The organism is Streptomyces sp. ISL-10, from assembly GCF_018614575.1.
Classification (GTDB): domain Bacteria; phylum Actinomycetota; class Actinomycetes; order Streptomycetales; family Streptomycetaceae; genus Streptomyces.
The window spans coordinates 456623-479681 of the sequence record NZ_JAGGOJ010000003.1; the positions used below are offsets into that span (position 1 = coordinate 456623).

Sequence of the window (23059 nt, forward strand, 5' to 3'; positions counted from 1 at the left end):
GAACCGCACGGCCTGGCCACAGGCCCCCACCGGGGCTCCACACGGCCTTCACGGAACGGCGGTGGAGGCGGTAACGGGCCGCCCAGGACGACCCCCTGGCCGAATGGGGTCCTTCCACTCATTACCGTGGGGCGCGTGAGTGAGACGCAGACGCCCCCGAAAACCCTGCAGTACCGGATCGACGGTGCCGACGACGCACCCGTGCTCATCCTCGGCCCCTCGCTGGGCACCACATGGCACATGTGGGACCGCCAGATCGGCGAGCTGTCGGCGCGGTGGAGGGTGATCCGGTTCGACCTGCCCGGCCACGGAGGCGCGCCGGCACACGCCGCCGGCTCCATCGGCGAGCTCGCCGAGCGGCTGCTGGCCACTCTCGATCTGCTCGGCGTCCAGCGCTTCGGGTACGCGGGCTGTTCCATCGGCGGCGCGATCGGCATCGAGCTCGCCCTGCGTCACCCGCACCGGGTCGCGTCCCTGGCGCTGGTCGCCGCGTCGCCCCGGTTCGGCACCGCCGACGAGTTCCGCCAGCGCGGTGTGGTCGTGCGGACCAATGGTCTCGACCCGATGGCCCGCAGCGCGCCCGAGCGCTGGTTCACCGGAGGATTCGCCGCCGCCCAGCCCGCCATTGTCGAGTGGGCGGTCCAGATGGTCCGTACCACCGACCCCGGCTGCTACATCGCCGCCTGCGAGGCCCTGGCCGCCTTCGACGTACGCGCCGAGCTGTCCCGGGTCGGCGTGCCCACCCTCGTCCTGGTCGGCTCCGAGGACCAGGTCACCGGGCCGGCCGAGGCCCGCACCCTGGTCGCCGGGATCCCGGACGCCCGGCTCGCCCTGGTGCCCGGCGCCTCCCACCTGGCGCCCGTCGAGCAGCCCGCGGCCGTCACCGACCTGCTGGCCCACCACTTCGACACCGCCTGGAACGACACCCTGGCGGCGATCCCGGTCCCGCAGGCGGCACCCGCGACCTCGGCACCTGTCGCGCCCGTCGCCGAGATCGCACCGGCCGCCCCCGAGCAGCCCGTGGCGGTGTCGTACGGCAGGCCCGACCCGTACGACACGGGGATGAAGATCCGCCGGGAGGTGCTCGGCGACGCACACGTGGACCGGGCGACTGTCGCCGCCGACGACTTCACCGGCGACTTCCAGGAGCTGATCACCCGTTACGCCTGGGGCGAGGTGTGGTCCCGTGAGGGCCTCGACAGACGCACCCGCAGCTGCGTCACCCTCACTGCCCTGCTCGCCGGCGGCCACCTCGACGAACTCGCCTTCCATACCCGGGCCGCGCTGCGCAACGGGCTGACCCCCGCGGAGATCAAGGAGGTCCTCCTGCACGCCGCCGTCTACTGCGGCGTCCCGGCGGCCAACTCGGCGTTCAAGGTCGCCCAGGCGGTGATCCGGGAGGAGACGACGCCCCGCGCATAGCAGGATGGGGGGCATGAGGATCGTCAAGAAGACCCATGCCTGCGTCCGGCTGGAAAAGGACGGACGGTCGCTCGTCATCGACCCCGGCGGTTTCACGGAGGAGGACGCGGCGCTCGGCGCCGACGCCGTCCTGGTCACGCACGAGCACCCCGACCACTTCGACGAGGGACGGCTGCGGGCCGCCCTGGAGGCGAATCCGGCCGCCGCGATCTGGACCCTGCGCAGCGTCGCGGACCGGATCTCCGCGGCCTTCCCGGGGCGCGTCCACACCGTCGGCCACGGAGACTCCTTCTCCGCCGCCGGATTCGACGTCCAGGTCCACGGCGAACTGCACGCCGTCATCCACCCCGACATCCCGCGGATCACGAACGTCGGTTACCTCGTGGACGGTTCGGTGTTCCACCCCGGTGACGCGCTCACCGTGCCCGACCAACCGGTCGACACGCTGCTGCTCCCGGTGCACGCTCCCTGGAGCAAGATCTCCGAGGTCATCGACTATGTCCGCGAGGTGCGGCCGCGGCGCGCCATCGACGTCCACGACGCCCTGCTGACCGATCTCGCCCGGCCCATCTACGACCGGCAGATCGGCGAGCTCGGCGGGGCCGACCACGGTCGGCTGGCGCCGGGCGAGGCGCAGGAGGTGTGAGAGGGGGCGCCCGGGCGGGCCGGTGACTGTCACACCTCGCCGTTAGGCTTGCGGCATGCGTATCGCCACGTGGAACGTCAACTCGATCACCGCCCGGCTGCCGCGTCTGCTGGCCTGGCTGGAGAGCAGCGGCACCGACGTGCTGTGCGTCCAGGAGACCAAGTGCACCGAGGAGCAGTTCCCCGCCGAGGCCCTGCGTGAGCTGGGCTACGAGTCCGCGGTCAACGCGTCGGGCCGGTGGAACGGAGTGGCGCTGGTCTCCCGGGTCGGCATCGACGACGTCGTCAGGGGCCTGCCCGGCGCGCCGGACTACGCGGGCGTGCAGGAGCCCCGGGCGATCTCCGCGACGTGCGGCCCCGCCCGCGTCTGGTCGGTCTACGTGCCGAACGGCCGGGAGGTCGCCCACGACCACTACGGCTACAAGCTGCGCTGGCTGGAGGCCCTCTCGGCGGCCGTGACGGAGGACGCCGCGGGCGAGCGCCCCTTCGCCGTCCTCGGCGACTTCAACATCGCGCCCACCGACGACGACGTGTGGGACGTGGCCGCCTTCGAGGGCCTGACCCATGTGACCCCGCCCGAGCGGGCTGCGCTGGAGGCGCTGCGCAAGCGCGGCCTCTCGGACGTCGTGCCCCGCCCCCTGAAGTACGAGCACCCCTTCACGTACTGGGACTACCGCCAGCTGTGCTTCCCCAAGAACCGCGGCATGCGCATCGACCTGGTCTACGGGAACGGGCCGTTCGCGCAGTCGGTCAAGGACGGTTACGTGGACCGGGAGGAGCGCAAGGGCAAGGGCGCGTCGGACCACGCGCCGGTTGTTGTCGATCTCGACATCTAGCGTTTGTGGACGCGCGCCCTGTGGTGCGTCCGGTCGGAGGGATGCGAGGCTGAGCAGTATGAACATCCCTTTCTTGGACAACTGGCTCAGGCGCCATGACGATGATCGTGAGCACGGGGGAGGGGCCGCCGCCAAGGAGAGTGATCCGGAGCGCGCGGCGGCCATCACCGAGCTGCTGTCCGAGTGCGAGCTGCTGCGCGTCCGAGCGGGGCAGGCGGGGCTGGTGCTGGACGATTCCCCCGGCTCGTTGACGGCGCTCGACCAGCTGCCGCCGCGCTGGCGGGACGACCCGGAGGAGCTGCCCTGGCTGGGCAATGACGCCGGCCTGTATCTGGGCACGGTCATCGTGCGGACGGTCCCCGGCGCTTCGTGGCACATCTGGCCGGGCGGGCATCCGGTGGTCCGGCTGGCGTCGGGCCGCGAGGTCAGCGTCGTCGAGGCCGGGCTCGAGTGGGCGGTCAACGGAGCACCGGAGCTCTCGCAGGTCTACGCGGAGGCCGCCGAGGCCTGACCGCCCCGCGCGGCCGCGCTCCAGCGGGGCCGCCCCGTGCCCCAGTAGGGGCGCCCGCCTTCCGTCCGCTCACGCACCCTCGTTGGATGCGCTCCGAGCGCTCCCCCTGCGCGGATCAATCCTCGACTTATACGGCTTATGCCCTATTTATGCGTGTCGGGTGTGAAGTGCCTTGCCGGGCTGGATAGTTTGCGCTGACCGCGACACAGCGACAAGGGGCAGGGCAGCGTATGGCCGTCGATCCGTTGATCGAGCTGACGTCAAAACCTCCTTCTCACGGCACCCCAGGACGGTGCCCGCCGCCGCAGTTCCTCCCCGCGAGCCGGGGGTGACACAGGCCGGCGTGAGCAGCGCCGGCCGCACCACGAACGCTGTTGTCCGGGTTCTCCCGCGTCCGTCGACGCGGGGGAGTGGGGGACAGCAGCTCATGGAGCACCACCCGCGCCCTGCCCCGTGCAGGGTCCGGCGGCAGCCGGTGATCACTCCCCCAGCAGCGGGGCCGACAGGCAAGGCGGGTCGGCTGCGGAAGAGGAGAAGGTCAGCTGCGCGCCGGCCGGGTTGTGCTCGATGGAGAGCGGGTCGACGGTGTCGACGACACGGCCGGACGGTGGCCGGCCGGGACGCGTAGGCGGTGGACAACTTCCAGGCCTACGGTGAACGGCCGGCCCGGGGCCCTGCCGTGGCAGGTGTACGGCGCGTGGCCGACCGGCTTGCCGAGGCCGAGCGGGCCCACGTCGCAGCGGTACGCGACGAGGGCGCCGCTCTCCTTGGTGCTGGTGCCGGTGCTGGTGCCGGCGGCGGTGACACGGGCAGGATCGGGCGGCATGACGGTGCCCGATGTCTTCGACCCGCGGATCTACGCCACCGGACTTCCGCACGCGGCCTTCCGGGAGCTGCGCGACCACCACCCCGTCGCCTGGCAGGAGGAGTACGAGGTCCTTGGCTGGCCGCCCGGTCCCGGATTCTGGGCGGTCACCCGGCACGCCGACGTCGTGCGCGTCCTCAAGGACGCCCGGACGTTCTCCTCCTACCTGGGCGCCACGCAGATCCGCGATCCCGACCCCGCCGACCTGCCGTTCATCCGGCGCATGATGCTCAATCAGGATCCTTCCCCTCGCTTCGCGGGGGAGGCCCCCACCGGCCACGGGCGACTGCGGCGGCTGGTGAGCCGTGCCTTCACCCCCGGCCGTATCGACCGCTTCACCGGCGCGGCGCGGGCCCGGGCGCGTGCCCTCCTCGGCTCGGCACGCGCGGCGGGCACGGAGTTCGACCTCGTGCGGACCGTCACCGACGACTACGCCCTGCTCAACCTCACCGATCTGCTGGGCGTCCCCGAAAGCGACCGGCACCTGCTGCTGACGTGGACCGAACGGGTCATCGCCTACCAGGACCCCGACGAACCCCCGGTCCTCCAGGAGGGCCGGCCCGTCAACCCGCGCTCCCCGGCCATGCTGCAAGAGATGTTCGACTACGCCCGGCAGCTCGCCGCCCACAAGCGCCGCCGACCCGCAGACGATCTGATGACCGCCCTCGTCAACAGCGGACCCAACAGCGGACCCAACAGCGGGCCCAACAGCGGATCCGCCGGTGGATCCACCCGGGGACTCACCGATGGCGAGCTGGAGATGTTCTTCTTTCTCCTGACCGTCGCCGGAAACGACACGATCCGAAGCGCCGCCCCCGGCGGCTTCCTGGCCCTCGCCGCCGATCCCGCCGAGCAGCGCAGGCTGCGGGACGGCGAGGTGGGTGTGGACACGGCCGTCGAGGAACTGCTGCGCGCCCATCCGCCCGTCCTCAGCTTCCGCCGCACCGCCACCGAGGACGTCACGCTCGCCGGCCGCCGCATCCGGGCCGGAGACAAGGTCGTCGTCTTCCACGCCTCGGCCAACCACGACGAGCGCGTGTTCACCGACCCCCGGCGACTGGATCTGTCACGTCGTCCCAACCCCCATGTCTCCTTCGGAGGCGGCCCGCACGTCTGCCTGGGCGCGCACTTCGCCCGCCTCCAGCTGCGGGTCCTGCATGAGGAGGCGAGGGAGCTGCTGCCGCCCTACCGGCTCGCCGCCCCACCGCGCAGGCTCGTGTCGAACTTCATCAACGGCATCAAGTGCCTGCCGCTGACCGTTGATTAGCACCACGGGCGGCAGTACGGCACGCCCCCGGCCGCGTCAGGCGGCCGCGCGGTCGGACTCGCTCGCGGCCGGCGGCGCCGCCTGCGCCGTGCGCGTGACATCCGCGACGAGCTCGACCACGTCGGGGCCGTACGCCTCGGAGTTGACCACCTTCAGCAGCAGGCAGAAGGTGCCGTTGCCGTGCTTACGCGCCAGCTTCCGGTGGTGCCGGGCCAGATAGCGGGTGGCCGCCTGGTTGGTGATGGCACGCTGCCCGCAGAAGACGAAGACGGGGCGAGCCTCCTGCCCCGTCGTCAGCCGGGCCAGCAGCACGTACTCGGCCGTACCCGGCACCATGGGGTAGTGCTCGGAGCCTATTCGGAACGCGCCCTGATCCGGGCCGGGTTCGGCGTCCATGGTGACGTTGACTCCCGGCAGCAGGGTCTGCAGATGCGCCGCCGTGCGTCGATTGGAGACCGGCCCCCCGACGCAGAACTCGGTGCGCTCACCGAAGCCCTGCTGGGCCGTGTCGTGCCAGACGATCTGCGCATGGGCCCCGCAGTCCTTGACGAGGGCTGACAGCTCCAGCAGCGCGAACACGTCGAAACGGTGCACCGAGCCGTCGCGCCCCGCCTCGCGGTTGACGACGAGCGCGCATTCGGAGTTGCCCGGGAGACCGAAGAAGGCCTGTTTGCGGCGGAGTCGGCGCCGCCAGAGGTACGTGCGGGCGAGCCAGCCGATCGTGGCGCTGATACCGGCCGCCACCACACCGAGCACGATGTTGCGTACGTCGTCAGTCATGGGCGCGCATGGTAGCGGTGTCCGCCGCATGCCGTTTGAGGCGGTCCTGACGTTCGGGCCGTGCAGAAGTTACGCTGCGCGGACGTTCGCCCCCGGGAGGTAGCGCATGCGTCGCTCCGTCGCACGAAATGTGTCGGTACTGGCCGTTGCCGCGGCCGTGGTCTCCGTCGGAGGGGCTGCGCCACCGACGTACTCCCCCTCGGCCGTGGCGCCCTTGAAGACCCCGGTCGCGGTCGGATACGGCGGGGCCGTCGCGAGTGTGGACGCCGACGCGTCGGCCGCCGGTATCGAGGTCCTGCGGCAGGGCGGGAACGCGGTGGACGCGGCCGTCGCGACCGCCGCCGCCCTCGGCGTCACCGAGCCGTACTCGGCGGGCATCGGCGGCGGCGGCTTCTTCGTCCACTACGACGCGAAGTCCCGTACGGTGCACACCGTCGACGGCCGCGAGACCGCGCCGCTCTCCGCCGACACGTCCCTCTTCCTGGAGAACGGCGAACCCATCCCGTTCGCCGAGGGGATGACGTCAGGGCTCGGCGTCGGCACCCCCGGCACCCCGGCGACCTGGCGGACCGCGCTCGACACCTGGGGCAGCAAACCGCTGAAGCAGCTGCTGCGTCCCGCCGAGCGGCTGGCCGAGGACGGATTCACCGTCGACACCACCTTCCGCTCCCAGACAGCGGCCAACCAGGCACGCTTCGCCGACTTCCCCGCGAGCGCCGAACTGTTCCTTCCCGGCGGCCAACTGCCGGTCGTCGGATCGGTGTTCAAGAACCCGGACCTCGCACGCACCTACCAGGAACTCGGCCGCAAGGGTGTCGGTGCCCTCTACCGGGGACCCATCGCCGACGACATCGTCCGCACGGTGCAGGAGCCGCCCGTCGTCGAGGGCGCCACCCGCATCGTGCGCCCGGGCGACCTGACCCGGCGCGACCTTCAGGCGTACGAGACGATCCGGCGCGCGCCCACGAAGGTGTCGTACCGCGGACTCGACGTGTACGGCATGGCGCCGTCGTCGTCCGGCGGCACCAGCGTGGGCGAGGCGCTCAACATCCTGGAACGCACCGACCTCTCCGAGGCCGACCGGACGCAGTACCTGCACCGCTTCATCGAGGCGAGCCGGATCGCGTTCGCGGACCGGGGCCGCTGGGTCGGCGACCCCGCCTTCGAGGACGTCCCCGTGCGGGGCCTGCTCTCCCAGCGGTTCGCCGACTCGCGTGAGTGCCTGATCAAGGACGACGCGGTCCTGAAGAGCCCGCTCGCGCCGGGCGACCCGCGCCGGCCGTCCCCGTGCGGCTCGACCGGGGAGGCCGCACCGACCACGTACGAGGGTGAGAACACCACACACCTGACGACCGCCGACAAGTGGGGCAACGTCGTCGCCTACACGCTGACGATCGAGTCGACGGGCGGCAGCGGCATCACCGTGCCAGGACGCGGCTTCCTGCTCAACAACGAGCTGACCGACTTCTCCTTCGCCCCGGCCGACCCCGCCGTCCACGACCCCAATCTGCCCGGCCCGGGCAAGCGGCCGCGTTCGTCCATCTCACCCACGATCGTGCTCGACCGCCACGACCGTCCCGTCCTCGCCCTCGGTTCGCCGGGCGGAGCGACGATCATCACCACCGTCCTGCAGACACTGACGGGCCATTTGGACCGTGGACTGCCGCTCGTCGACGCCATCGCCGCGCCGCGCGCCAGCCAGCGCAACCAGGCGACCACGGAGCTGGAGCCGGCCCTGTGGAACGACCGGAAGCTGCGCGCCGAACTGGAGGCCATCGGCCACGCCTTCCGGCAGAACCCGGAGATCGGCGCGGCGACCGGCGTCCAGCGGCTGCGCGACGGCCGGTGGCTCGCCGCGGCCGAACGGGTGCGGCGCGGCGGTGGCTCGGCGATGGTGGTGAACCCGGCGCCGTGACCGGCGGGGCGGCGTAACCCGTTCGGCCCCCTGACGGAGCCGCTTCGCGCACGCGTGGGTAGGGAGCCTTTCGACAGAAAGGCTCCCTGTGCGCATGCGAAACACCGCTCTGGCCGTGGCCGCCGGTTTCCTGCTGCTCGCCACGGCGACCCTGCCTGCCGTCGCCGCACCCGCCTCGGCCTCGCCACCACGGGCCGCGTCACCGTCCGAGGGCACGGTCGACGCCGAGGACCTGCTGGACGCACTCGGCACCTGCCGCCAGATCTCCCGGGGCAAGTACCGCACGGACAACGGTGCACCGGCGAACGTCCCGGTCTGCGAACGGGACGGCGCGGTCTACTGGACGGCCGACCTCGACATCGACTGCGACGGCGTGCGCACGGCGAGGTGCAACAGCACCACCGACCGGTGGTTCCAGCCGCACACCTCGTTCCAGCAGTCCAACGGCAAGCATCTGAACGCGGAGAAGCTGCCGTTCGTCGTCGTGCCGGCCCCGAGCGACACCTGGAACTACCAGGCCTCCGGGATCCGCGGCGGAACCGTGGCCGCCCTGGTGTACCAGGGGCGGGTCGTGTACGCGGTCGTCGGCGACACCGGTCCGAGCGGGATCATCGGCGAGGCGTCGTACGCCGCGGCCGAGGCGCTCGGCATCGACCCGCATCCGACCCGCGGCGGTACTTCGTCGGGCGTCACGTACATCCTGTTCCCGGATATGCGCGTGGATCCGATCGAGAGCCACGGGGCGGCGGTCAAGCTCGGCGACGCGATGGCCCGTCGCTTCACCGACGCCGACCGAACGGGGCAGCCACCGCAGCGGGAGGGCGCGGGTGGGCCGGCCGCCTGTACGCCGGGTGATTGCGTGCCGACGCAGCCGACGCAGCCGACGCAGCCGACGCAGCCGACGCAGCCGACGCAGCCGACGCAGCCGACGCAGCCGGTGAAGCCGGTGCAGCCAGTGCAGCCGGTGGCGCCGACGCAGCCGACGCAGCCAGTGCAGTCAGCGCAGCCGGGGGCACCGGTCGCGCGCACCACGTGAGCGCGTCGTGGTGGGGCCGATCGGGCCGGTCGATCTCGTTGACCGAGGCGAGGAGTGTGCCGGTCGGGCCGGTCGGGCTGGTCGACCGCGCGCCGGGGGAGTGCGGCGGTGGGTCGGCATGCCCGCGCACTGAGGGTGCGGCGGTGTGGCCGGTCGAGTCCGTCGATCCGCTCGAACACGGCCGTGGCGGGAGCGGGTGGCCAGGGGCGTCGCACCGGATGGCCTGGGGCCCTGTCCGATCGATCGGGCCGGATCCCGGGCGGGGAGCCGGTCGGGAGCCGTCGCGCTGATCCGGGCGGCGGGCCGGCACGCCCCTTCCGGCGAGCCGGCCGAACGGCGGGCCGCGCTCGGCGGCCTGGCAGCCGTCCGCGGATGCCGCGTCGTGCACGGCCCCGGGACCGGCCTCGGGAGCGTACCGGCAGACTGGCCTGAAATCGCACGGCGTTATGGCCGAGAAGCGTGCATCGCGTGCGATTCGCCGCGCTAGCCTGCGCGCATGACCGCCACCGTGACCATCCTGACCGCGGGTTACGTCGGCCCGCGCACCGCCTCCACCGTCAGCCTCCTCCGGGACGGCGACACCGTGGTCGTCGTCGACCCGGGCATGGTCGCGGACCGCAAGCTCATCCTCGGCCCACTGGCCGACGCCGGAGTCGCCCCCGAGCAGGTGACCGACGTGGTCTTCAGCCACCACCACCCGGACCACACTCTCAACGCCGCCCTCTTCCCGGCCGCGCGCTACCACGACCACTGGGCCATCTACCAGGACGACCTCTGGACCGACCGCCCCGCCGACGGCTTCCGTCTCTCGCCGTCGATCCGGCTCGCGGCCACTCCCGGCCACACTGCCGAGGACATCAGCACCCTCGCCGAGACCGCCGACGGCCTCGTCGTGCTCACTCACCTGTGGTGGTCCGCGGACGGTCCCGTCGAGGACCCCTATGCCACCGACCCGGCTGCCCTGCACGCCTCCCGCCGAGCGATCCTCGACCTGGCCCCCGCCCTGGTCGTCCCCGGCCACGGCGCCGCCTTCACCCCCACCGCGGACACCCCGAGCTAGCGGGCGAGACAGGCCGCGCCCCGCCCCCGCGTTCTGGATCCCGACCGCGGGCAAGGGCTGAGCAACCGATCCGCTTCGGTGGCTCGTCGTCGGGGAAGATGCTCCGCGCCTGGAGGGCGAGCCTTGTCGCTTCTCCGAACGCCGCGTGCCGCTCCACCCGGTCACGCCGCAAACGCTCACCGAAACGCTCCGGCCTTGGAGCGCGGCGGCTTCGTCAGCCGGGCCGGGTACGACGACAACCGCCACTCATCGAGTACGAACCCACGGCGCTCGGGCGGGCGGCGCTGGACCCGATGAAGGCCGCGTGCGAGTGGACGCGGGCCCACCTGCACGAACTGCTCGCGGCCCGCGAAGCTCACGGGACCGGCTGACGGCCGCGGGGGATCGCGGTTCGCTGCCGAAAAGCGCGCGTAGCAACGACGTAACACGTCTGCGGTCGAATGCCTGGTTCCAGGTTCTATCTCCGAGTGGTCAGGGGCGGCGATGACGGCGCATCAACTCCCGGCAGCGAGTGGCACGTTCGCGAGATACCTCGGGGACGTCGCCGGGCAGCTCGACCACGGGGAGGGCTGGTGCGCGATCTTCTGGCAGCGCGACCCCGACGGTATGCGTGCCTGCCTGGAGGGTGTCGAGATCCCGCCGTGGGACGTCGTCGAGTCCCTGCTCCACGACCTGGCGTCCGTACGGGGGTCGGACCATGCCGGGCCGGAGCGGGACCGGGCGCGCACGCTCCACGCGGCGGCCGCTGCGGCGCACGACCGGCTGCCGGGCGGGCGGGAGGCGCTGGAGCGGCGGCTGGAGGTGATGCGCGGCGAGCAGGCGCACGCGGCGGGCCGCGCCGACGAACTGCTGCGGTCGCTGGCGGCGGAGCCGGAGGGCACGGCGGAGGCGGAGCGCCTGACCCATGAGCTGGCCTGGACCCGCGACGACCACGCACGCGCGGTGTCACGGATCACGGAGCTGACGGCGCGCCTCGCGTCACTCGACCGGCAGACCCCGCCCCTGACGGACTGGTTCGGCACGGGGACGACGGCTGGGGCGTACGGCGCGGATGGCCGCGCGGTCGCCGACGACAGCGGCGCGACGTCTGCTACCACTCGGCCGAGCGGTCCCGGGACAGGTCATGGGTCGCCGGAGGCGGCCGCGACGACCGGCGCGGTGACAGGTGGTGCCGGGGCGTACGAGGGTTCCGGGCCGGGTGGCCGCGGGCAGGCGGCTGGTCCCGCGACCGGCCACGGCGTGGCCGGTCGGGCCGCGATGACCGGCGGGGCTGCGGAGTGGGCGTACGCGACCGGGCCTACCGGCGCCGGCGCTCACACCGCGGCCGGGCAGTCCGGCACGCAGGGCGCGGTCGGTGGCGACGTGGCGGCGATGCCCGCCCCCTCCGGGCCATCCGGCACGCAGGGCCCGTTCGCGACCGCCTACGGCGCGGCCGACGCTGCGTGGGACCCCTCCGCCCACGGTGCGGCCGACGCGGCGTGGGACCCCTCCGCCCACGGTGCGGCCGACGCGGCGCGGGACCGCTCCGCCCACGGTGCGACCGACGCGGCGCGGGACCGCTCCGCCTACGGCGCGACCGACGCGGCGCGGGAGCCTGCCGACGGCGTGGCAGCCGTCCGGGGCAAGAAGAAGCGGCGGCGCGGGGCCCGGTTCGCCGGAGTGGAGGATGACGGGGGCGGCGCAATCGCCGTGCCCGTGCTGCCCGTCGCCGACGACGTGCCCCGGGGCGCGCGGTACGGCGGCGCGGCCGCACCCGCCCCCGCCCCCGTACCTGCACCGGCCTCGGCGGCCGAGCTCGAAGGCGCGGGGCGGGCCGCACGGGAGACTGTCGCCGCCCTCGGGCGGCTCCGGGCCGAGGGCCGCGGCGGCGAGGCGCACGTCGTGCTGTGCGAGGCCGCCGCCCGCCCCGCGGCCTGGCTGCCCGCGCTCGCCGCCGAGCTCGACCGCGGCGGGTTGACCGCCGACTGGGCCACCCTCCTGTGGGAGGTGGCGTCCCAGCCGGCCGGGCGCCTGGCGGCGGCTGCCGACGCGCTCACCGCGGCCGGCCGGCCCGACGACGGGGGCCAGTTGCTGCGCCAGGGGGTGTCTCGCCCCGCCGAGGAGATCGCCGACGCTGCGATCGCCCTGGCGGCCGAGGGCCTCGGCCCGCGCGCCCGTGCGCTGCTCGTCGCATACGTGCAGGTGCACCCGGCGGAGGACGCGGCCGGCGTCGTCGCCCGTGACCCGGCCCGCCTCCTCCCTGTTCTGCTCGACGCCGCCCGTGAGGTCTCCCCGGACCGAAAGCGTGATCTCGTCCACGCGCTGCGTGTGGCCGGGTACCTGGGCACCTGAGCGGGACAGAAACCGTTCCGAAATCGACCGCTCGGGTGCGAAACATGATCGACTCAGCGGGTTGACGACGATGGTCTTGCCCCGCTGTGTGACGTGGCTTACGTTCTCCATCTGCGTATTGCGTCTACGTGCGTAGAGGCTCTCTGGCGTCTCGTCGAAGGAGCAGCTCATGGCCCATGTCGTACGCGCCGCCCTCGTCCAGGCCACCTGGACCGGCGACACCGAATCCATGATCGCCAAGCATGAGGAACACGCCCGGGAGGCGGCTCGGCAGGGTGCCAAGGTCATCGGCTTCCAAGAGGTCTTCAACGCCCCCTACTTCTGCCAGGTCCAGGACCCCGAGCACTACCGCTGGGCCGAGCCCGTCCCGGACGGGCCGACCGTCCGCAGGATGCAGGACCTCGCCCGCGAGACCGGCATGGTGATCGTGGTCCCGGTCTTCGAGATCGAGGGCGCCGGCTTCTACTACAACACCGCCGCGGTCATCGACTCCGACGGCAGTTACCTCGGCAAGTACCGCAAGCACCACATCCCCCAGGTCAAGGGGTTCTGGGAGAAGTTCTACTTCAGGCCCGGCAACGCGGGCTGGCCGGTGTTCGACACCGCCGTCGGCAAGGTCGGCGTCTACATCTGCTACGACCGCCACTTCCCCGAAGGCTGGCGCCAACTCGGACTTGGTGGAGCCCAGTTGGTGTACAACCCGTCCGCGACCCACCGCGGTCTGTCCTCCTACCTCTGGCAACTGGAGCAGCCCGCCGCCGCGGTCGCCAACGAGTACTTCGTCGCCGCCATCAACCGCGTCGGCATCGAGGAGTACGGCGACAACGACTTCTACGGCACCAGCTACTTCGTCGATCCGCGCGGCCAGTTCGTCGGCGACGTCGCCAGCGACAAGGAGGAGGAACTGGTGGTCAGGGACCTCGACTTCGACATGATCGAGACCGTGCGGCAGCAGTGGGCGTTCTACCGGGACCGCCGCCCCGACGCGTACGAGGGGCTGGTGCAGCCGTGACCGACCTGTACCGCCGCCACAAGACCGTCCTGCCCGACTGGCTGGCCCTCTACTACGACCGGCCCATCGAGATCACCCACGGCGAGGGCCGCCATGTCTGGGACGCGGACGGCAACCGCTACCTCGACTTCTTCGGCGGCATCCTCACCACCATGACCGCGCACGCCCTGCCCGAGGTCACCAAGGCGGTGAGCGAGCAGTCGGCCCGGATCATCCACTCCTCCACCCTCTACCTCAACCGTCCCATGGTGGAGCTCGCCGAGCGCATCGCCGGCCTCTCCGGCATCCCCGACGCCCGCGTCTTCTTCACCACTTCCGGCACCGAGGCCAATGACACGGCTCTGCTGCTCGCCACTGCCCACCGCCGCTCCAACCAGATCCTGGCGATGCGCAACAGCTACCACGGCCGGTCCTTCTCCGCGGTGTCCATCACCGGCAACCAGGCCTGGTCCCCGACCAGCCTGTCCCCGCTCCAGACGCTGTACGTGCACGGCGGCGTGCGCACCCGCGGTCCCTACGCCCCGCTGTCCGACGCGCAGTTCATCCAGGCGTGCGTCGCCGACCTGGAGGACCTGCTCGGCCACACCCGCGACGTCGCCGCGCTGATCGCCGAACCGGTGCAGGGTGTCGGCGGGTTCACCTCGCCGCCCGACGGGCTGTACGCCGCCTTCCGCGAGGTGCTCGACCGGCACGGCATCCTGTGGATCTCCGACGAGGTGCAGACCGGCTGGGGCCGCACCGGCGAACACTTCTGGGGCTGGCAGGCGCACGCGGAGAACGGGCCGCCGGACATCCTCACCTTCGCCAAGGGCATCGGCAACGGCATGTCCATCGGCGGCGTCGTGGCCCGCGCCGAGGTCATGAACTGCCTCGACGCCAACTCCATCTCCACCTTCGGCGGTTCACCCGTCACCATGGCCGCCGGCCTCGCCAATCTCGGCTACGTCCTGGAGCACGACCTCCAGGGCAACGCCCGGCGCGTCGGCGGGCTGCTCATCGAGCGCCTGCGGGCGATCGGCGCGGGCGTCCCCGCCGTACGGGAGGTGCGCGGCCGCGGCCTGATGATCGGTGTCGAGCTGGTGAAGCCGGGCACCGACGAGGCCGACCCCAAGGCGGCCGGCAAGGTCCTGGAGGCCGCACGTGAGAGCGGCCTCCTGATCGGCAAGGGCGGCGGACACAACACCAGCGTCCTGCGCATCGCCCCGCCGCTGACGCTCACCGTCGCCGAGGCGGAGGAGGGCGCGTCCCTCCTCGAACAGGCCCTGCGCGCCGTCTAGGGCCTGTCGTTCCCAGTCCACACGCGAGGAGACCATGAGCACCCGCACCCTGATCCGCGGCGGTCTCGTCATCACCGCCGCCGACGAGATCCACGCCGACGTCCTGATCGACGACGGCCGGATCGCCGCACTCGCCGCCCACGGCACCGCCGCCGCGGAGTCCTGGACGGCGGAGCGCACCATCGACGCGACGGGCAGGTACGTCATCCCGGGCGGAGTCGACGCGCACACGCACATGGAGCTGCCGTTCGGCGGCACCGCCGCCTCCGACACCTTCGAGACCGGTACCCAGGCCGCGGCCTGGGGCGGCACGACCACCATCGTCGACTTCGCGGTGCAGTCGGTGGGGCGCTCCCTGCGCGAGGGCCTCGACGCCTGGTACGCCAAGGCCGACGGCCGGTGCGCCATCGACTACGCCTTCCACATGATCCTCTCCGACGTCAACGAGTCCTCGCTCAAGGAGATGGACCTGCTCGTGGAGGAGGGCATCACCTCCTTCAAGCTCTTCATGGCCTACCCCGGCGTCTTCTACAGCGACGACGGCCAGATCCTGCGCGCGATGCAGCGCTCCGCTTACAACGGCGGCCTGATCATGATGCACGCGGAGAACGGCATCGCGATCGACGTCCTCGTAGAGCAGGCGCTCGCCCGCGGCGAGACCGACCCCCGCCACCACGGCGAGGTCCGCAAGGTGCTGCTGGAGGCGGAGGCCACGCACCGCGCCATTCAGCTCGCCCGGGTCGCCGGCGCGCCCCTGTACGTCGTGCACGTCTCGGCCGACGAGGCCGTCGCCGAGCTCGCCGCGGCCCGCGACAAGGGGCTGAACGTCTTCGGCGAGACGTGCCCGCAGTATCTGTTCCTGTCCACCGACAACCTGGCCGAACCGGACTTCGAGGGCGCCAAGTACGTCTGCTCCACACCCCTGCGGCCCAGGGAGCACCAGGCCGCGCTGTGGCGCGGACTGCGCACCAACGACCTCCAGGTCGTCTCCACGGACCACTGCCCGTTCTGCTTCAGCGGACAGAAGGAACTGGGCCGCGGCGACTTCTCCAAGATCCCCAACGGGCTGCCCGGTGTGGAGAACCGCATGGACCTCCTCCACCAGGCCGTCCTCGACGGGCACATCACACGCCGCCGCTGGATCGAGATCGCCTGCGCGACCCCGGCCAGGATGTTCGGCCTCTACCCGAAGAAGGGCACCATCGCGCCCGGCGCCGACGCCGACGTCGTGATCTACGACCCGCACGCCGAGCAGACCCTGTCCGCCGAGACCCACCACATGAACGTCGACTACTCGGCGTACGAGGGGAAGGCAGTCACCGGACAGGTGGAGACCGTCCTGTCGCGCGGCGAAGTGGTCATCGAGCGGCGGCGGTTCACCGGCCGCGCCGGCCACGGCCTCTACACGCCCCGTTCCGCCTGCCAGTACCTGAACTAGAAAGGCCACCTCGTGGATTTCGGACTCGTCCTGCAGACCGACCCGCCCGCATCGGCGGTCGTCGGGCTGATGCGGCGCGCGGAACGCAACGGCTTCCGCTACGGCTGGACCTTCGACTCCGCGGTCCTGTGGCAGGAGCCGTTCGTCATCTACAGCCGCATCCTGGAGCACACACAGAAGCTGACCGTGGGCCCCATGGTCACCAACCCGGGCACCCGGACCTGGGAGGTCACCGCTTCCACGTTCGCCACGCTCAACGACATGTACGGCAACCGCACCGTGTGCGGCATCGGCCGCGGCGACTCGGCGATGCGCGTGGCGGGCCGCAAGCCCAACACCCTGGCCCGGCTCGGCGAGGCGATCGGCGTGATCCGCGACCTGGCCGAGGGCCGGCAGGCGGTCGTCGACGGGCAGCCGATCCGCCTGCCCTGGGTGCGCGACGGCAAGCTGCCCGTCTGGATGGCCGCGTACGGGCCCAAGGCGCTGGCGCTCGCCGGGCAGAAGGCCGACGGCTTCATCCTCCAGCTCGCCGACCCGTTCCTCACCGAGTGGATGGTCAAGGCCGTGCGCGCCGCGGCAGCGGACGCCGGACGCGACCCGTCGGCGATCACGATCTGCGTCGCGGCCCCCGCGTACGTGGGCGACGACCTCGCACACGCCCGCGACCAGTGCCGCTGGTTCGGGGGCATGGTGGGCAACCATGTCGCCGACCTCGTCTCCCGCTACGGCGAGCACTCCGGCATGGTCCCCGAGGCCCTGACCGCGTACATCAAGGAGCGGCACGGCTACGACTACAGCCACCACGGCCGGGCCGGGAACCCCTCCACGGACTTCGTCCCCGACGAGATCGTGGACCGGTTCTGCCTCCTCGGCCCCGCCGAGACGCACATCGAGAAGCTGAAGGCCCTGCGCGAGCTGGGAGTGGACCAGTTCGCCGTCTACAACATGCACGACGCGAAGGAAGCGACGATCGACGCCTACGGGGCGCAGATCATCCCCGCACTCACCAGATGAGCATCTGCTGAAGGGTCAGGCCTCATGACCGCGACCGTCCCGCCCGTGCCCCCCGAAGGACCCATAGCCGACCCGGCAGGACGCGTCGAACTCCCGCCGGGCGGCCTGCCCGTCGACGGCCGTTTCGTCAACGACGACCTGCTGCCCGTGCCGGTCGCCCGCCGCCGCTGGACCACGTACAACTTCGCGGCGCTGTGGGTCGGCATGGCCCACAACATCCCTTCCTGGCTGCTCGCCTCCGGCCTCGTCGCGCTCGGCATGGACTGGAAGCAGGCGGTGTTCACCATCGCGCTCGCCAATGTCATCGTGCTGGCGCCGATGCTGCTCACGGGGCACGCCGGGCCCAAGTACGGCATCCCCTTCCCGGTGCTGGCCCGCGCCTCGTTCGGGCTGCGCGGCGCCAACCTGCCCGCGATGATCCGGGCGGCGGTGGCCTGCGCGTGGTTCGGCATCCAGACCTGGATCGGTGGCCAGGGCATCTTCGTCCTGCTGGGCAAGCTGTTCGGCGGCTGGGCCGAGGTGTCGAAGGTCGGCGGCCAGCCGTGGACGCTGTGGGTGTGCTTCGTACTGTTCTGGGCGCTCGAACTGGCCATCATCTACCGGGGGATGGAGGCTCTGCGCCGCTTCGAGAACTGGGCCGCGCCGTTCGTCATCATCGGCGCCCTGGTGCTGCTGGTCTGGATCGCCGGCAAGGCGGGCGGTCTCGGGCCGCTGCTCGACCAGCCCTCGCGGCTCGGCTGGGGCGCGGACTTCTGGCCGGTGTTCTTCCCCTCCCTGATGGGCATGATCGCCTTCTGGTCGACCCTGAGCCTGAACATCCCCGACTTCACCCGCTTCGGCGCGGGCCAGCGTGCCCAGATCTGGGGGCAGACGCTCGGGCTGCCGACCACGATGACGCTCTTCGCCCTGCTGTCCGTCTTCGTCACCTCCGGCTCGCAGGCCGTGTACGGCGCTGCCGTGTGGGACCCGGTCGCGCTCGCGGCCAGGACGGACAACGTCTTCGGCCTGCTCTTCGCGCTGGTGACCGTGCTCGTCGCGACGATCTCCGTGAACATCGCGGCGAACGTCGTCTCACCCGCGTACGACCTGGCGAACCTGGCCCCGAGGCTCATCAACTTCCGTACGGGCGCGCTGATCACGGGTGTCGTCGGGGTGCTGATCATGCCCTGGAAGCTGACCGAGACGCCCGAGCTGTACATCTTCACGTGGCTCGGCCTGGTCGGCGGACTGCTCGGCACCGTCGCCGGTATCCTCATCGCCGACTACTGGCTGGTGCGGCGCACCGTCCTCGACCTTCCCGCGCTCTACACACCCGGTGGACGCTACTGGTACACCGCCGGCTGGAACCTGCGCGCGGTCGCCGCGTTCGCGGTGGGCGGCGTGCTCGCGGTGGGCGGCTCGCACTCGGCGCCGGGGAAGGGGCCCTTCCCCGAAGACGGGCTGATCCCCTTCCTCAGGCCGCTCGCGGACTACGGCTGGGCCGTGGGTCTGCTGACCTCGCTGCTGCTGTACGTGGCCCTGACGCGCGTCAACGGGCGGCGAACAGCGGCGTGAGCGCGGCGGCCGGCCGGTCGCGCCACATGTCCGCACCGCCCCCGCACACAGGATGGGCCGCCAGGAAGGCGGTCCACTCCACCCGCAGTTCCCGCACCCGTGCGGGGGGCCGAAGTCCGTGGCGTGCTCGCCGAGTACGCTGCGCAGCCAATAAGGTCGCGGCGGGCTCCATCACGATGAGTCCGGGCCTCCGGCTCGCGGGCCGCGGCCCCCCACCCAAGCCGGAAGCGTCATGCTGCCGGTGGCACCAGACCGCCGCTCCACGGAGCGGACGCCATGAGTGCAGCACATGGTCGAGGGCCGCGCGGCGGCTTCCTGCACGGTGAACCTCACCCTGACCGGTCGTGTGCGGGGCGACCGTGGCAGGGCCATCGACAACCGTGCCTCAGCGCCGCGACCGCTGTGCGGACACCACCTGTCGGAGCGTCCTGTCGGCCATCCCGCCGCGCTGCACCCGTTCGGCGAAGCCGGGGAACTGTCCGGCGATCGCGCCCAGCAGCCTCAACTCCAGCGGAGCGACGTTGATCTCGGCCACATCGCGCTCCACCGCCCGCATCACCCCGGCCACCACCTGCCGCGGCGAGACCGTGCGGATGCCGGCCGGAGGTTTCGCGCCCGTCGCGGCGAACATTCCCGCGTCCCGCACGAAACCGGGCTGGACGATCGAGACCCCGACACCCGTGCCGTGCAGGTCCTGGCGCAGCCCGAGAGCGAAGCCCCGCAGTCCGAACTTGGTGCCGCTGTACAGCGAGGCGGACTTCGTGGCGGCCTTGCCCGAGATGGAGCCGACGAACGCCAGGTGGCCCCGGCCCGCCCCGACCATGGCGGGGGCGAGGAGGCGGGCGAGCATGGCGGGCGCGTGCAGGTTCACGGCGAAGGCGCGCTCGACCTGGTCGGGGGTGTAGTCGAGCAGGTCGCCGCTGGAGGGCAGGGCGGCGTTGGCGATCAGGAGGTCCGTGCCCGCGGCCTCGTCGGCGAGGCGGCGCACATCGTCGGGTTGGGCCAGATCAGCGACGACCGCACGCGCGCCGTGGCGCTCGGCGAGCGGCCGAAGGGCGTCGGCGCGCCGCCCGGTCACGGTCAACTTGGCACCTCTCGCGGCGAGTTCGGCCGCGAGGGTGCCGCCTATGCCGCCGGTCGCCCCGGTGAGCAGAACGGTTGCTCCGGTGATCCGCATCTGGTTACCCTCCAGTTCTGTTCGTTCGAACGAACAATAGGGAGGCGGGGGCAGCGTGTCCACAGACCCATTCGGCGGACTCGTCGAGCATGTAAGGGCGTTGGCGGCGGGCGAGACCACGTCCGAGGCTCTCGTCACGGGCGCTCTCGCCCGTATCGAGGCCACGCAGAGCAGTGTCAACGCCTTCCGCACCGTGCGCGCCGAGGCCGCGGTCGAGGAGGCGCGCGCCGCCGACCGCAGGCTCGCGGCGGGGGACAGGCTGCCGCTTCTCGGCGTGCCCGTCGCGGTCAAGGACGACACCGACGTGAGCGGGGTGCCCACCTACTTCGGCTGCGCGGGCGACATCCCGCCCGCGGCCGAGGACGGTGAGGCCGTACGGCGGCTGCGGGCCGCGGGCGCCGTGATCGTCGGCAAGACCAACTCGTGCGAGCTGGGCCAGTGGCCGTTCACCGAAGGGCCCGCCTTCGGGGCGACCCGCAACCCCTGGGCCGATGGACACACCCCCGGCGGCTCCTCCGGCGGCTCCGCGGCAGCCGTCGCCGCCGGACTGGTGCCCGCCGCACTCGGCTCCGACGGAGCGGGATCCATTCGCATCCCCGCGGCCTGGACCCACCTCGTGGGCATCAAGCCGCAGCGCGGCCGCGTCTCGGTCCACCCGTACAACGACTGCTTCCAGGGCCTGACCGTCAACGGCCCGCTCGCGCGTACCGTCGCCGATGCCGCGCTGCTGCTCGACGCCGCGTCCGGCCCCCACCCCGAGGAGGCCTACCGTCCCGCCGCGATCGACGCGTCGGCGGCCGCCCGCCGCGAACCGGGACCGCTGCGCATCGCCCTCGCGCTGCGCCCGCCGCTCACCCTCACCGGCACCCGCCCCCACCCCGAGGTGCGCCGCGCGGTCACCGCGCTCGCCGACTCCCTGGCCCGCCTCGGCCACCACGTCGAGGAGGCCCGCCCCCGCTACGGCCTCATCGGGCTGAGCTTCCTGCCCCGCGCCGCGACCGGCATCGCCGAGTACGCCGACCGGCACCCCGATCCGGCCCTGCTCGACCCGCGCACCCGGTCTGCCGCCCGCTCCGGTCACCGGCTCGCCCGCCTCGTGCGGGCGGCGCGAGCGCGCGAGGCGGCCCAGCAACGCAGGATCGGTGCGTTCTTCGGCGGCTACGACGTCCTGCTCACCCCCGCCACGGCCGCCCCGCCGCCTCGCATCGGCGACTTCGACGGGTTCTCCGCCCGGCGCACCGACATCGGCATCGCCGCGGCCTGCCCGTACGCCTGGCCCTGGAACGTGCTGGGCTGGCCCGGCGTGGCCGTGCCCGCCGGGTTCACGGCCGACGGACTGCCCATCGGCGCCCAGGTGCTGGGACCGGCCGGCAGCGAGGAACGGCTGATCTCTCTCGCCGCCCAACTGGAGGACGCCCTGCGGTGGTACGAGAAGCGTCCGCCCTCCTCCTACGGCCTTGCGGCGGCAGACTGGACCACCCCGTGACCAGCGGGAGCGCGCCGGTGGGACAATGACGCCATGCCCACCGCACCTCGCTCCGCCGCCACCCGGCAGCGCATCATCGAGGCCGTCCTGCACATCATCGGCAGGGACGGGGTCGCGGCGGTCACCAACCGGCGGATAGCCAAGGAGGCCGGTGTCTCGCTGGGGTCGGTGACGTACCACTTCGAGACCCAGCACCACCTGTTGCGGGAGAGCCTGCTGCACTTCGTCCGAGAGGAGACCCGGCGTTTCACCGCACTCGCCGACCAGTGCCGCAGCGAGTGCGTCGACATCGCGGGCGCGGCCGCGCTCGCAGGACGGGTGGCGGGCGGCATCGGCTTCGACAGCGAGCACATCGCCACGTTCGAGCTGTACGTCGAGGCCGGACGGGACGAGCGGCTGCGGGAGGCCGCGGCCGAGGCGTTCGCCGCGTACGACCGGCTCGCCGCCCAGATACTGACCGGCCTCGGCGTCCCGGACGCCGAGCGGTACGCGGCGACGACCGTCGCCCTGGTGATGGGTCTCCAGCTGCGGCGGCTGGCCACCGGCGGGCCGGCCGAGGACCTCGTCGACGCACTGCTGCTGCTCGCACGCGGCGCGGTGGGGGAGGGTGCGCTCGGCGACGGCACGGTCGGCGAGGGTGCGCTCGTGCCACCGGCCGGGCGGTGAGGCCCGTCTGATGCGGGCCGTCTGATGCGGGCCGTCTGATGCGGGCCGTCTGATGCGGGCTGGACCCCATCAAATTACCCTGAAAGGGTGCATATCGCTCGCCGATGCGCCCTGCCCGCCCTGGCCGTGGGGCTCGCGCTCGGTCTTCTGCCCGGCCACGCCGCCGCAGGGGAAGCGCCCCGACTCGCCGCCGTCGTGCGGGACGTGCCGCAGGACAGACTCGGCGCGAGCCACGAGCCCGGCTGCCCGGTGCCGCCGGAGCGGCTGCGGCTGATCACCATGAACCACTGGGGCTTCGACGGTCGTGTCCGTCGTGGGGAACTGATCGTCCATCAGGATGCCGTGCGTCCGGTGCTGCACGCCTTCGGGAAGATCTTCGACGAACGCTTCCCGATCCGGCGCATGCGCGTCATGGCCGAATACGACGGGAGCGACGCGCGTTCCATGGCCGACGACAACACCTCCGCCTTCAACTGCCGCCGGGTGACGGGCGACGCCGGCCACCTGTCCCGCCACTCCTACGGCGACGCCGTCGACATCAACCCCCTGGAGAACCCGTACGTGGACCGCTCCGGCACCGTCCACCCACCGGCCGCCGAACGCCACCTGGCGCGGACCCCGGCCACCAAGGGGCTGATCATGCCGGGCGACGCCGTCACCCGGGCCATGGCGAGCGCCGGCTGGCAGTGGGGCGGCCTCTGGTCACCGCGGGACTACCAGCACTTCTCCGCCGACGGCACCTGAGGGCCCCGCCCCGTGGCCGTCGG

At 72.4% G+C, this 23059-nt stretch carries 19 protein-coding genes and 1 pseudogene; 17 read left to right on the top strand and 3 right to left on the bottom strand.

Features of this window, described 5'->3' with window-relative positions; translation table 11 throughout:
- Nucleotides 1-135 precede the first annotated feature (135 nt).
- Genes pcaC through J7E88_RS02900 form a run of 4 tightly spaced genes read left to right on the top strand, consistent with a single transcriptional unit; the run spans nucleotide 136 to nucleotide 3414 of the window.
- Entirely contained in the window at nucleotides 136-1422 is a 1287-nt protein-coding gene (gene pcaC, locus J7E88_RS02885; RefSeq protein ID WP_374196214.1) for a 4-carboxymuconolactone decarboxylase, read from the top strand.
- Between the two features lie 13 nt (nucleotides 1423-1435).
- On the top strand, nucleotides 1436-2068 hold the full coding sequence (locus tag J7E88_RS02890; RefSeq protein ID WP_215176842.1) for an MBL fold metallo-hydrolase: 633 nt from the start codon (nucleotides 1436-1438) through the stop codon (nucleotides 2066-2068).
- Nucleotides 2069-2123: 55 nt separating this feature from the next.
- Nucleotides 2124-2903 (top strand): exodeoxyribonuclease III, encoded by a 780-nt coding sequence (locus tag J7E88_RS02895; RefSeq protein ID WP_215176844.1) that lies wholly within the window; start codon nucleotides 2124-2126, stop codon nucleotides 2901-2903.
- 58 nt (nucleotides 2904-2961) lie between these two features.
- Complete coding sequence (locus tag J7E88_RS02900; protein ID WP_215176846.1) at nucleotides 2962-3414, top strand: DUF6278 family protein; 453 nt, start codon at nucleotides 2962-2964, stop codon at nucleotides 3412-3414.
- Nucleotides 3415-3893: 479 nt separating this feature from the next.
- On the opposite strand, the pseudogene J7E88_RS35485 reads toward J7E88_RS02900, so the two are convergent.
- Nucleotides 3894-4222: pseudogene (locus J7E88_RS35485) on the bottom strand (acyl esterase); the annotation flags it as partial.
- A gap of 16 nt (nucleotides 4223-4238) precedes the next feature.
- Between J7E88_RS35485 and J7E88_RS02905 the strand changes: the two are divergent.
- The gene (locus tag J7E88_RS02905; protein WP_215176850.1) at nucleotides 4239-5546 is read left to right on the top strand and encodes a cytochrome P450; all 1308 of its coding nucleotides are present in this window, start codon (nucleotides 4239-4241) and stop codon (nucleotides 5544-5546) included.
- 36 nt (nucleotides 5547-5582) lie between these two features.
- Here J7E88_RS02905 and J7E88_RS02910 read toward each other — a convergent pair whose 3' ends face one another.
- The gene (locus J7E88_RS02910; RefSeq protein WP_215176852.1) at nucleotides 5583-6326 is read right to left on the bottom strand and encodes a hypothetical protein; all 744 of its coding nucleotides are present in this window, start codon (nucleotides 6324-6326) and stop codon (nucleotides 5583-5585) included.
- Nucleotides 6327-6432: 106 nt separating this feature from the next.
- Here J7E88_RS02910 and ggt point away from each other — a divergent pair, with 106 nt between their 5' ends.
- From ggt to J7E88_RS02955, 9 genes are all read left to right on the top strand, one after another.
- Complete coding sequence (gene ggt, locus J7E88_RS02915; protein WP_215176854.1) at nucleotides 6433-8241, top strand: gamma-glutamyltransferase; 1809 nt, start codon at nucleotides 6433-6435, stop codon at nucleotides 8239-8241.
- 94 nt (nucleotides 8242-8335) lie between these two features.
- Nucleotides 8336-9277, top strand: coding sequence for a glycoside hydrolase family 75 protein (locus tag J7E88_RS02920; protein ID WP_215176856.1), 942 nt, complete (start codon nucleotides 8336-8338; stop codon nucleotides 9275-9277).
- A gap of 496 nt (nucleotides 9278-9773) precedes the next feature.
- Nucleotides 9774-10337 carry an MBL fold metallo-hydrolase gene (locus tag J7E88_RS02925; protein WP_215176858.1) on the top strand — a complete coding sequence of 188 codons (564 nt, stop codon included), beginning with the start codon at nucleotides 9774-9776 and terminating at the stop codon, nucleotides 10335-10337.
- A gap of 483 nt (nucleotides 10338-10820) precedes the next feature.
- Nucleotides 10821-12668 (top strand): hypothetical protein, encoded by a 1848-nt coding sequence (locus J7E88_RS02930; protein WP_215176860.1) that lies wholly within the window; start codon nucleotides 10821-10823, stop codon nucleotides 12666-12668.
- A 169-nt stretch (nucleotides 12669-12837) separates the two neighbouring features.
- Nucleotides 12838-13680 (top strand): nitrilase-related carbon-nitrogen hydrolase, encoded by an 843-nt coding sequence (locus J7E88_RS02935; protein ID WP_215176862.1) that lies wholly within the window; start codon nucleotides 12838-12840, stop codon nucleotides 13678-13680.
- Complete coding sequence (locus tag J7E88_RS02940; protein WP_215176864.1) at nucleotides 13677-14957, top strand: aspartate aminotransferase family protein; 1281 nt, start codon at nucleotides 13677-13679, stop codon at nucleotides 14955-14957. Before J7E88_RS02935 ends, J7E88_RS02940 begins: the two co-directional genes overlap by 4 nt.
- Nucleotides 14958-14991: 34 nt before the next feature.
- The gene (hydA, locus tag J7E88_RS02945; protein ID WP_215176866.1) at nucleotides 14992-16395 is read left to right on the top strand and encodes a dihydropyrimidinase; all 1404 of its coding nucleotides are present in this window, start codon (nucleotides 14992-14994) and stop codon (nucleotides 16393-16395) included.
- A gap of 12 nt (nucleotides 16396-16407) precedes the next feature.
- Nucleotides 16408-17409 carry a TIGR03842 family LLM class F420-dependent oxidoreductase gene (locus tag J7E88_RS02950; RefSeq protein WP_215176868.1) on the top strand — a complete coding sequence of 334 codons (1002 nt, stop codon included), beginning with the start codon at nucleotides 16408-16410 and terminating at the stop codon, nucleotides 17407-17409.
- 24 nt (nucleotides 17410-17433) lie between these two features.
- On the top strand, nucleotides 17434-18963 hold the full coding sequence (locus J7E88_RS02955) for an NCS1 family nucleobase:cation symporter-1 (protein ID WP_215176870.1): 1530 nt from the start codon (nucleotides 17434-17436) through the stop codon (nucleotides 18961-18963).
- A gap of 385 nt (nucleotides 18964-19348) precedes the next feature.
- Here J7E88_RS02955 and J7E88_RS02960 read toward each other — a convergent pair whose 3' ends face one another.
- Nucleotides 19349-20140: an SDR family oxidoreductase gene (locus J7E88_RS02960; RefSeq protein WP_215176877.1), complete on the bottom strand. Its 792-nt coding sequence runs from the start codon at nucleotides 20138-20140 to the stop codon at nucleotides 19349-19351.
- A gap of 55 nt (nucleotides 20141-20195) precedes the next feature.
- Between J7E88_RS02960 and J7E88_RS02965 the strand changes: the two genes are divergently transcribed.
- The 3 genes from J7E88_RS02965 to J7E88_RS02975 all read left to right on the top strand — a co-directional run bounded on the left by J7E88_RS02965 (nucleotide 20196) and on the right by J7E88_RS02975 (nucleotide 23036).
- The gene (locus tag J7E88_RS02965) at nucleotides 20196-21626 is read left to right on the top strand and encodes an amidase (RefSeq protein WP_215176878.1); all 1431 of its coding nucleotides are present in this window, start codon (nucleotides 20196-20198) and stop codon (nucleotides 21624-21626) included.
- 33 nt (nucleotides 21627-21659) lie between these two features.
- A complete protein-coding gene (locus J7E88_RS02970; protein WP_215176879.1) occupies nucleotides 21660-22292 on the top strand; it encodes a TetR/AcrR family transcriptional regulator in 633 nt (210 codons plus the stop codon).
- Between the two features lie 87 nt (nucleotides 22293-22379).
- Nucleotides 22380-23036: a M15 family metallopeptidase gene (locus J7E88_RS02975; protein ID WP_215176880.1), complete on the top strand. Its 657-nt coding sequence runs from the start codon at nucleotides 22380-22382 to the stop codon at nucleotides 23034-23036.
- The last annotated feature ends 23 nt before the right edge of the window (nucleotides 23037-23059 follow it).

Excerpts from the sequence above, each read along its gene's own strand:
- J7E88_RS02935 (WP_215176862.1), top strand. The coding sequence starts at position 12,838 with ATGGCCCATGTCGTACGCGCCGCCCTCGTCCAGGCCACCTGGACCGGC.
- hydA (WP_215176866.1), top strand. The coding sequence starts at position 14,992 with ATGAGCACCCGCACCCTGATCCGCGGCGGTCTCGTCATCACCGCCGCC.
- J7E88_RS02910 (WP_215176852.1), bottom strand. The coding sequence starts at position 6,326 with ATGACTGACGACGTACGCAACATCGTGCTCGGTGTGGTGGCGGCCGGT.
- J7E88_RS02905 (WP_215176850.1), top strand. The coding sequence starts at position 4,239 with ATGACGGTGCCCGATGTCTTCGACCCGCGGATCTACGCCACCGGACTT.
- J7E88_RS02955 (WP_215176870.1), top strand. The coding sequence starts at position 17,434 with ATGACCGCGACCGTCCCGCCCGTGCCCCCCGAAGGACCCATAGCCGAC.
- J7E88_RS02920 (WP_215176856.1), top strand. The coding sequence starts at position 8,336 with ATGCGAAACACCGCTCTGGCCGTGGCCGCCGGTTTCCTGCTGCTCGCC.
- J7E88_RS02895 (WP_215176844.1), top strand. The coding sequence starts at position 2,124 with ATGCGTATCGCCACGTGGAACGTCAACTCGATCACCGCCCGGCTGCCG.
- J7E88_RS02925 (WP_215176858.1), top strand. The coding sequence starts at position 9,774 with ATGACCGCCACCGTGACCATCCTGACCGCGGGTTACGTCGGCCCGCGC.
- J7E88_RS02900 (WP_215176846.1), top strand. The coding sequence starts at position 2,962 with ATGAACATCCCTTTCTTGGACAACTGGCTCAGGCGCCATGACGATGAT.
- ggt (WP_215176854.1), top strand. The coding sequence starts at position 6,433 with ATGCGTCGCTCCGTCGCACGAAATGTGTCGGTACTGGCCGTTGCCGCG.
- J7E88_RS02960 (WP_215176877.1), bottom strand. The coding sequence starts at position 20,140 with ATGCGGATCACCGGAGCAACCGTTCTGCTCACCGGGGCGACCGGCGGC.
- J7E88_RS02930 (WP_215176860.1), top strand. The coding sequence starts at position 10,821 with ATGACGGCGCATCAACTCCCGGCAGCGAGTGGCACGTTCGCGAGATAC.
- J7E88_RS02890 (WP_215176842.1), top strand. The coding sequence starts at position 1,436 with ATGAGGATCGTCAAGAAGACCCATGCCTGCGTCCGGCTGGAAAAGGAC.
- J7E88_RS02970 (WP_215176879.1), top strand. The coding sequence starts at position 21,660 with ATGCCCACCGCACCTCGCTCCGCCGCCACCCGGCAGCGCATCATCGAG.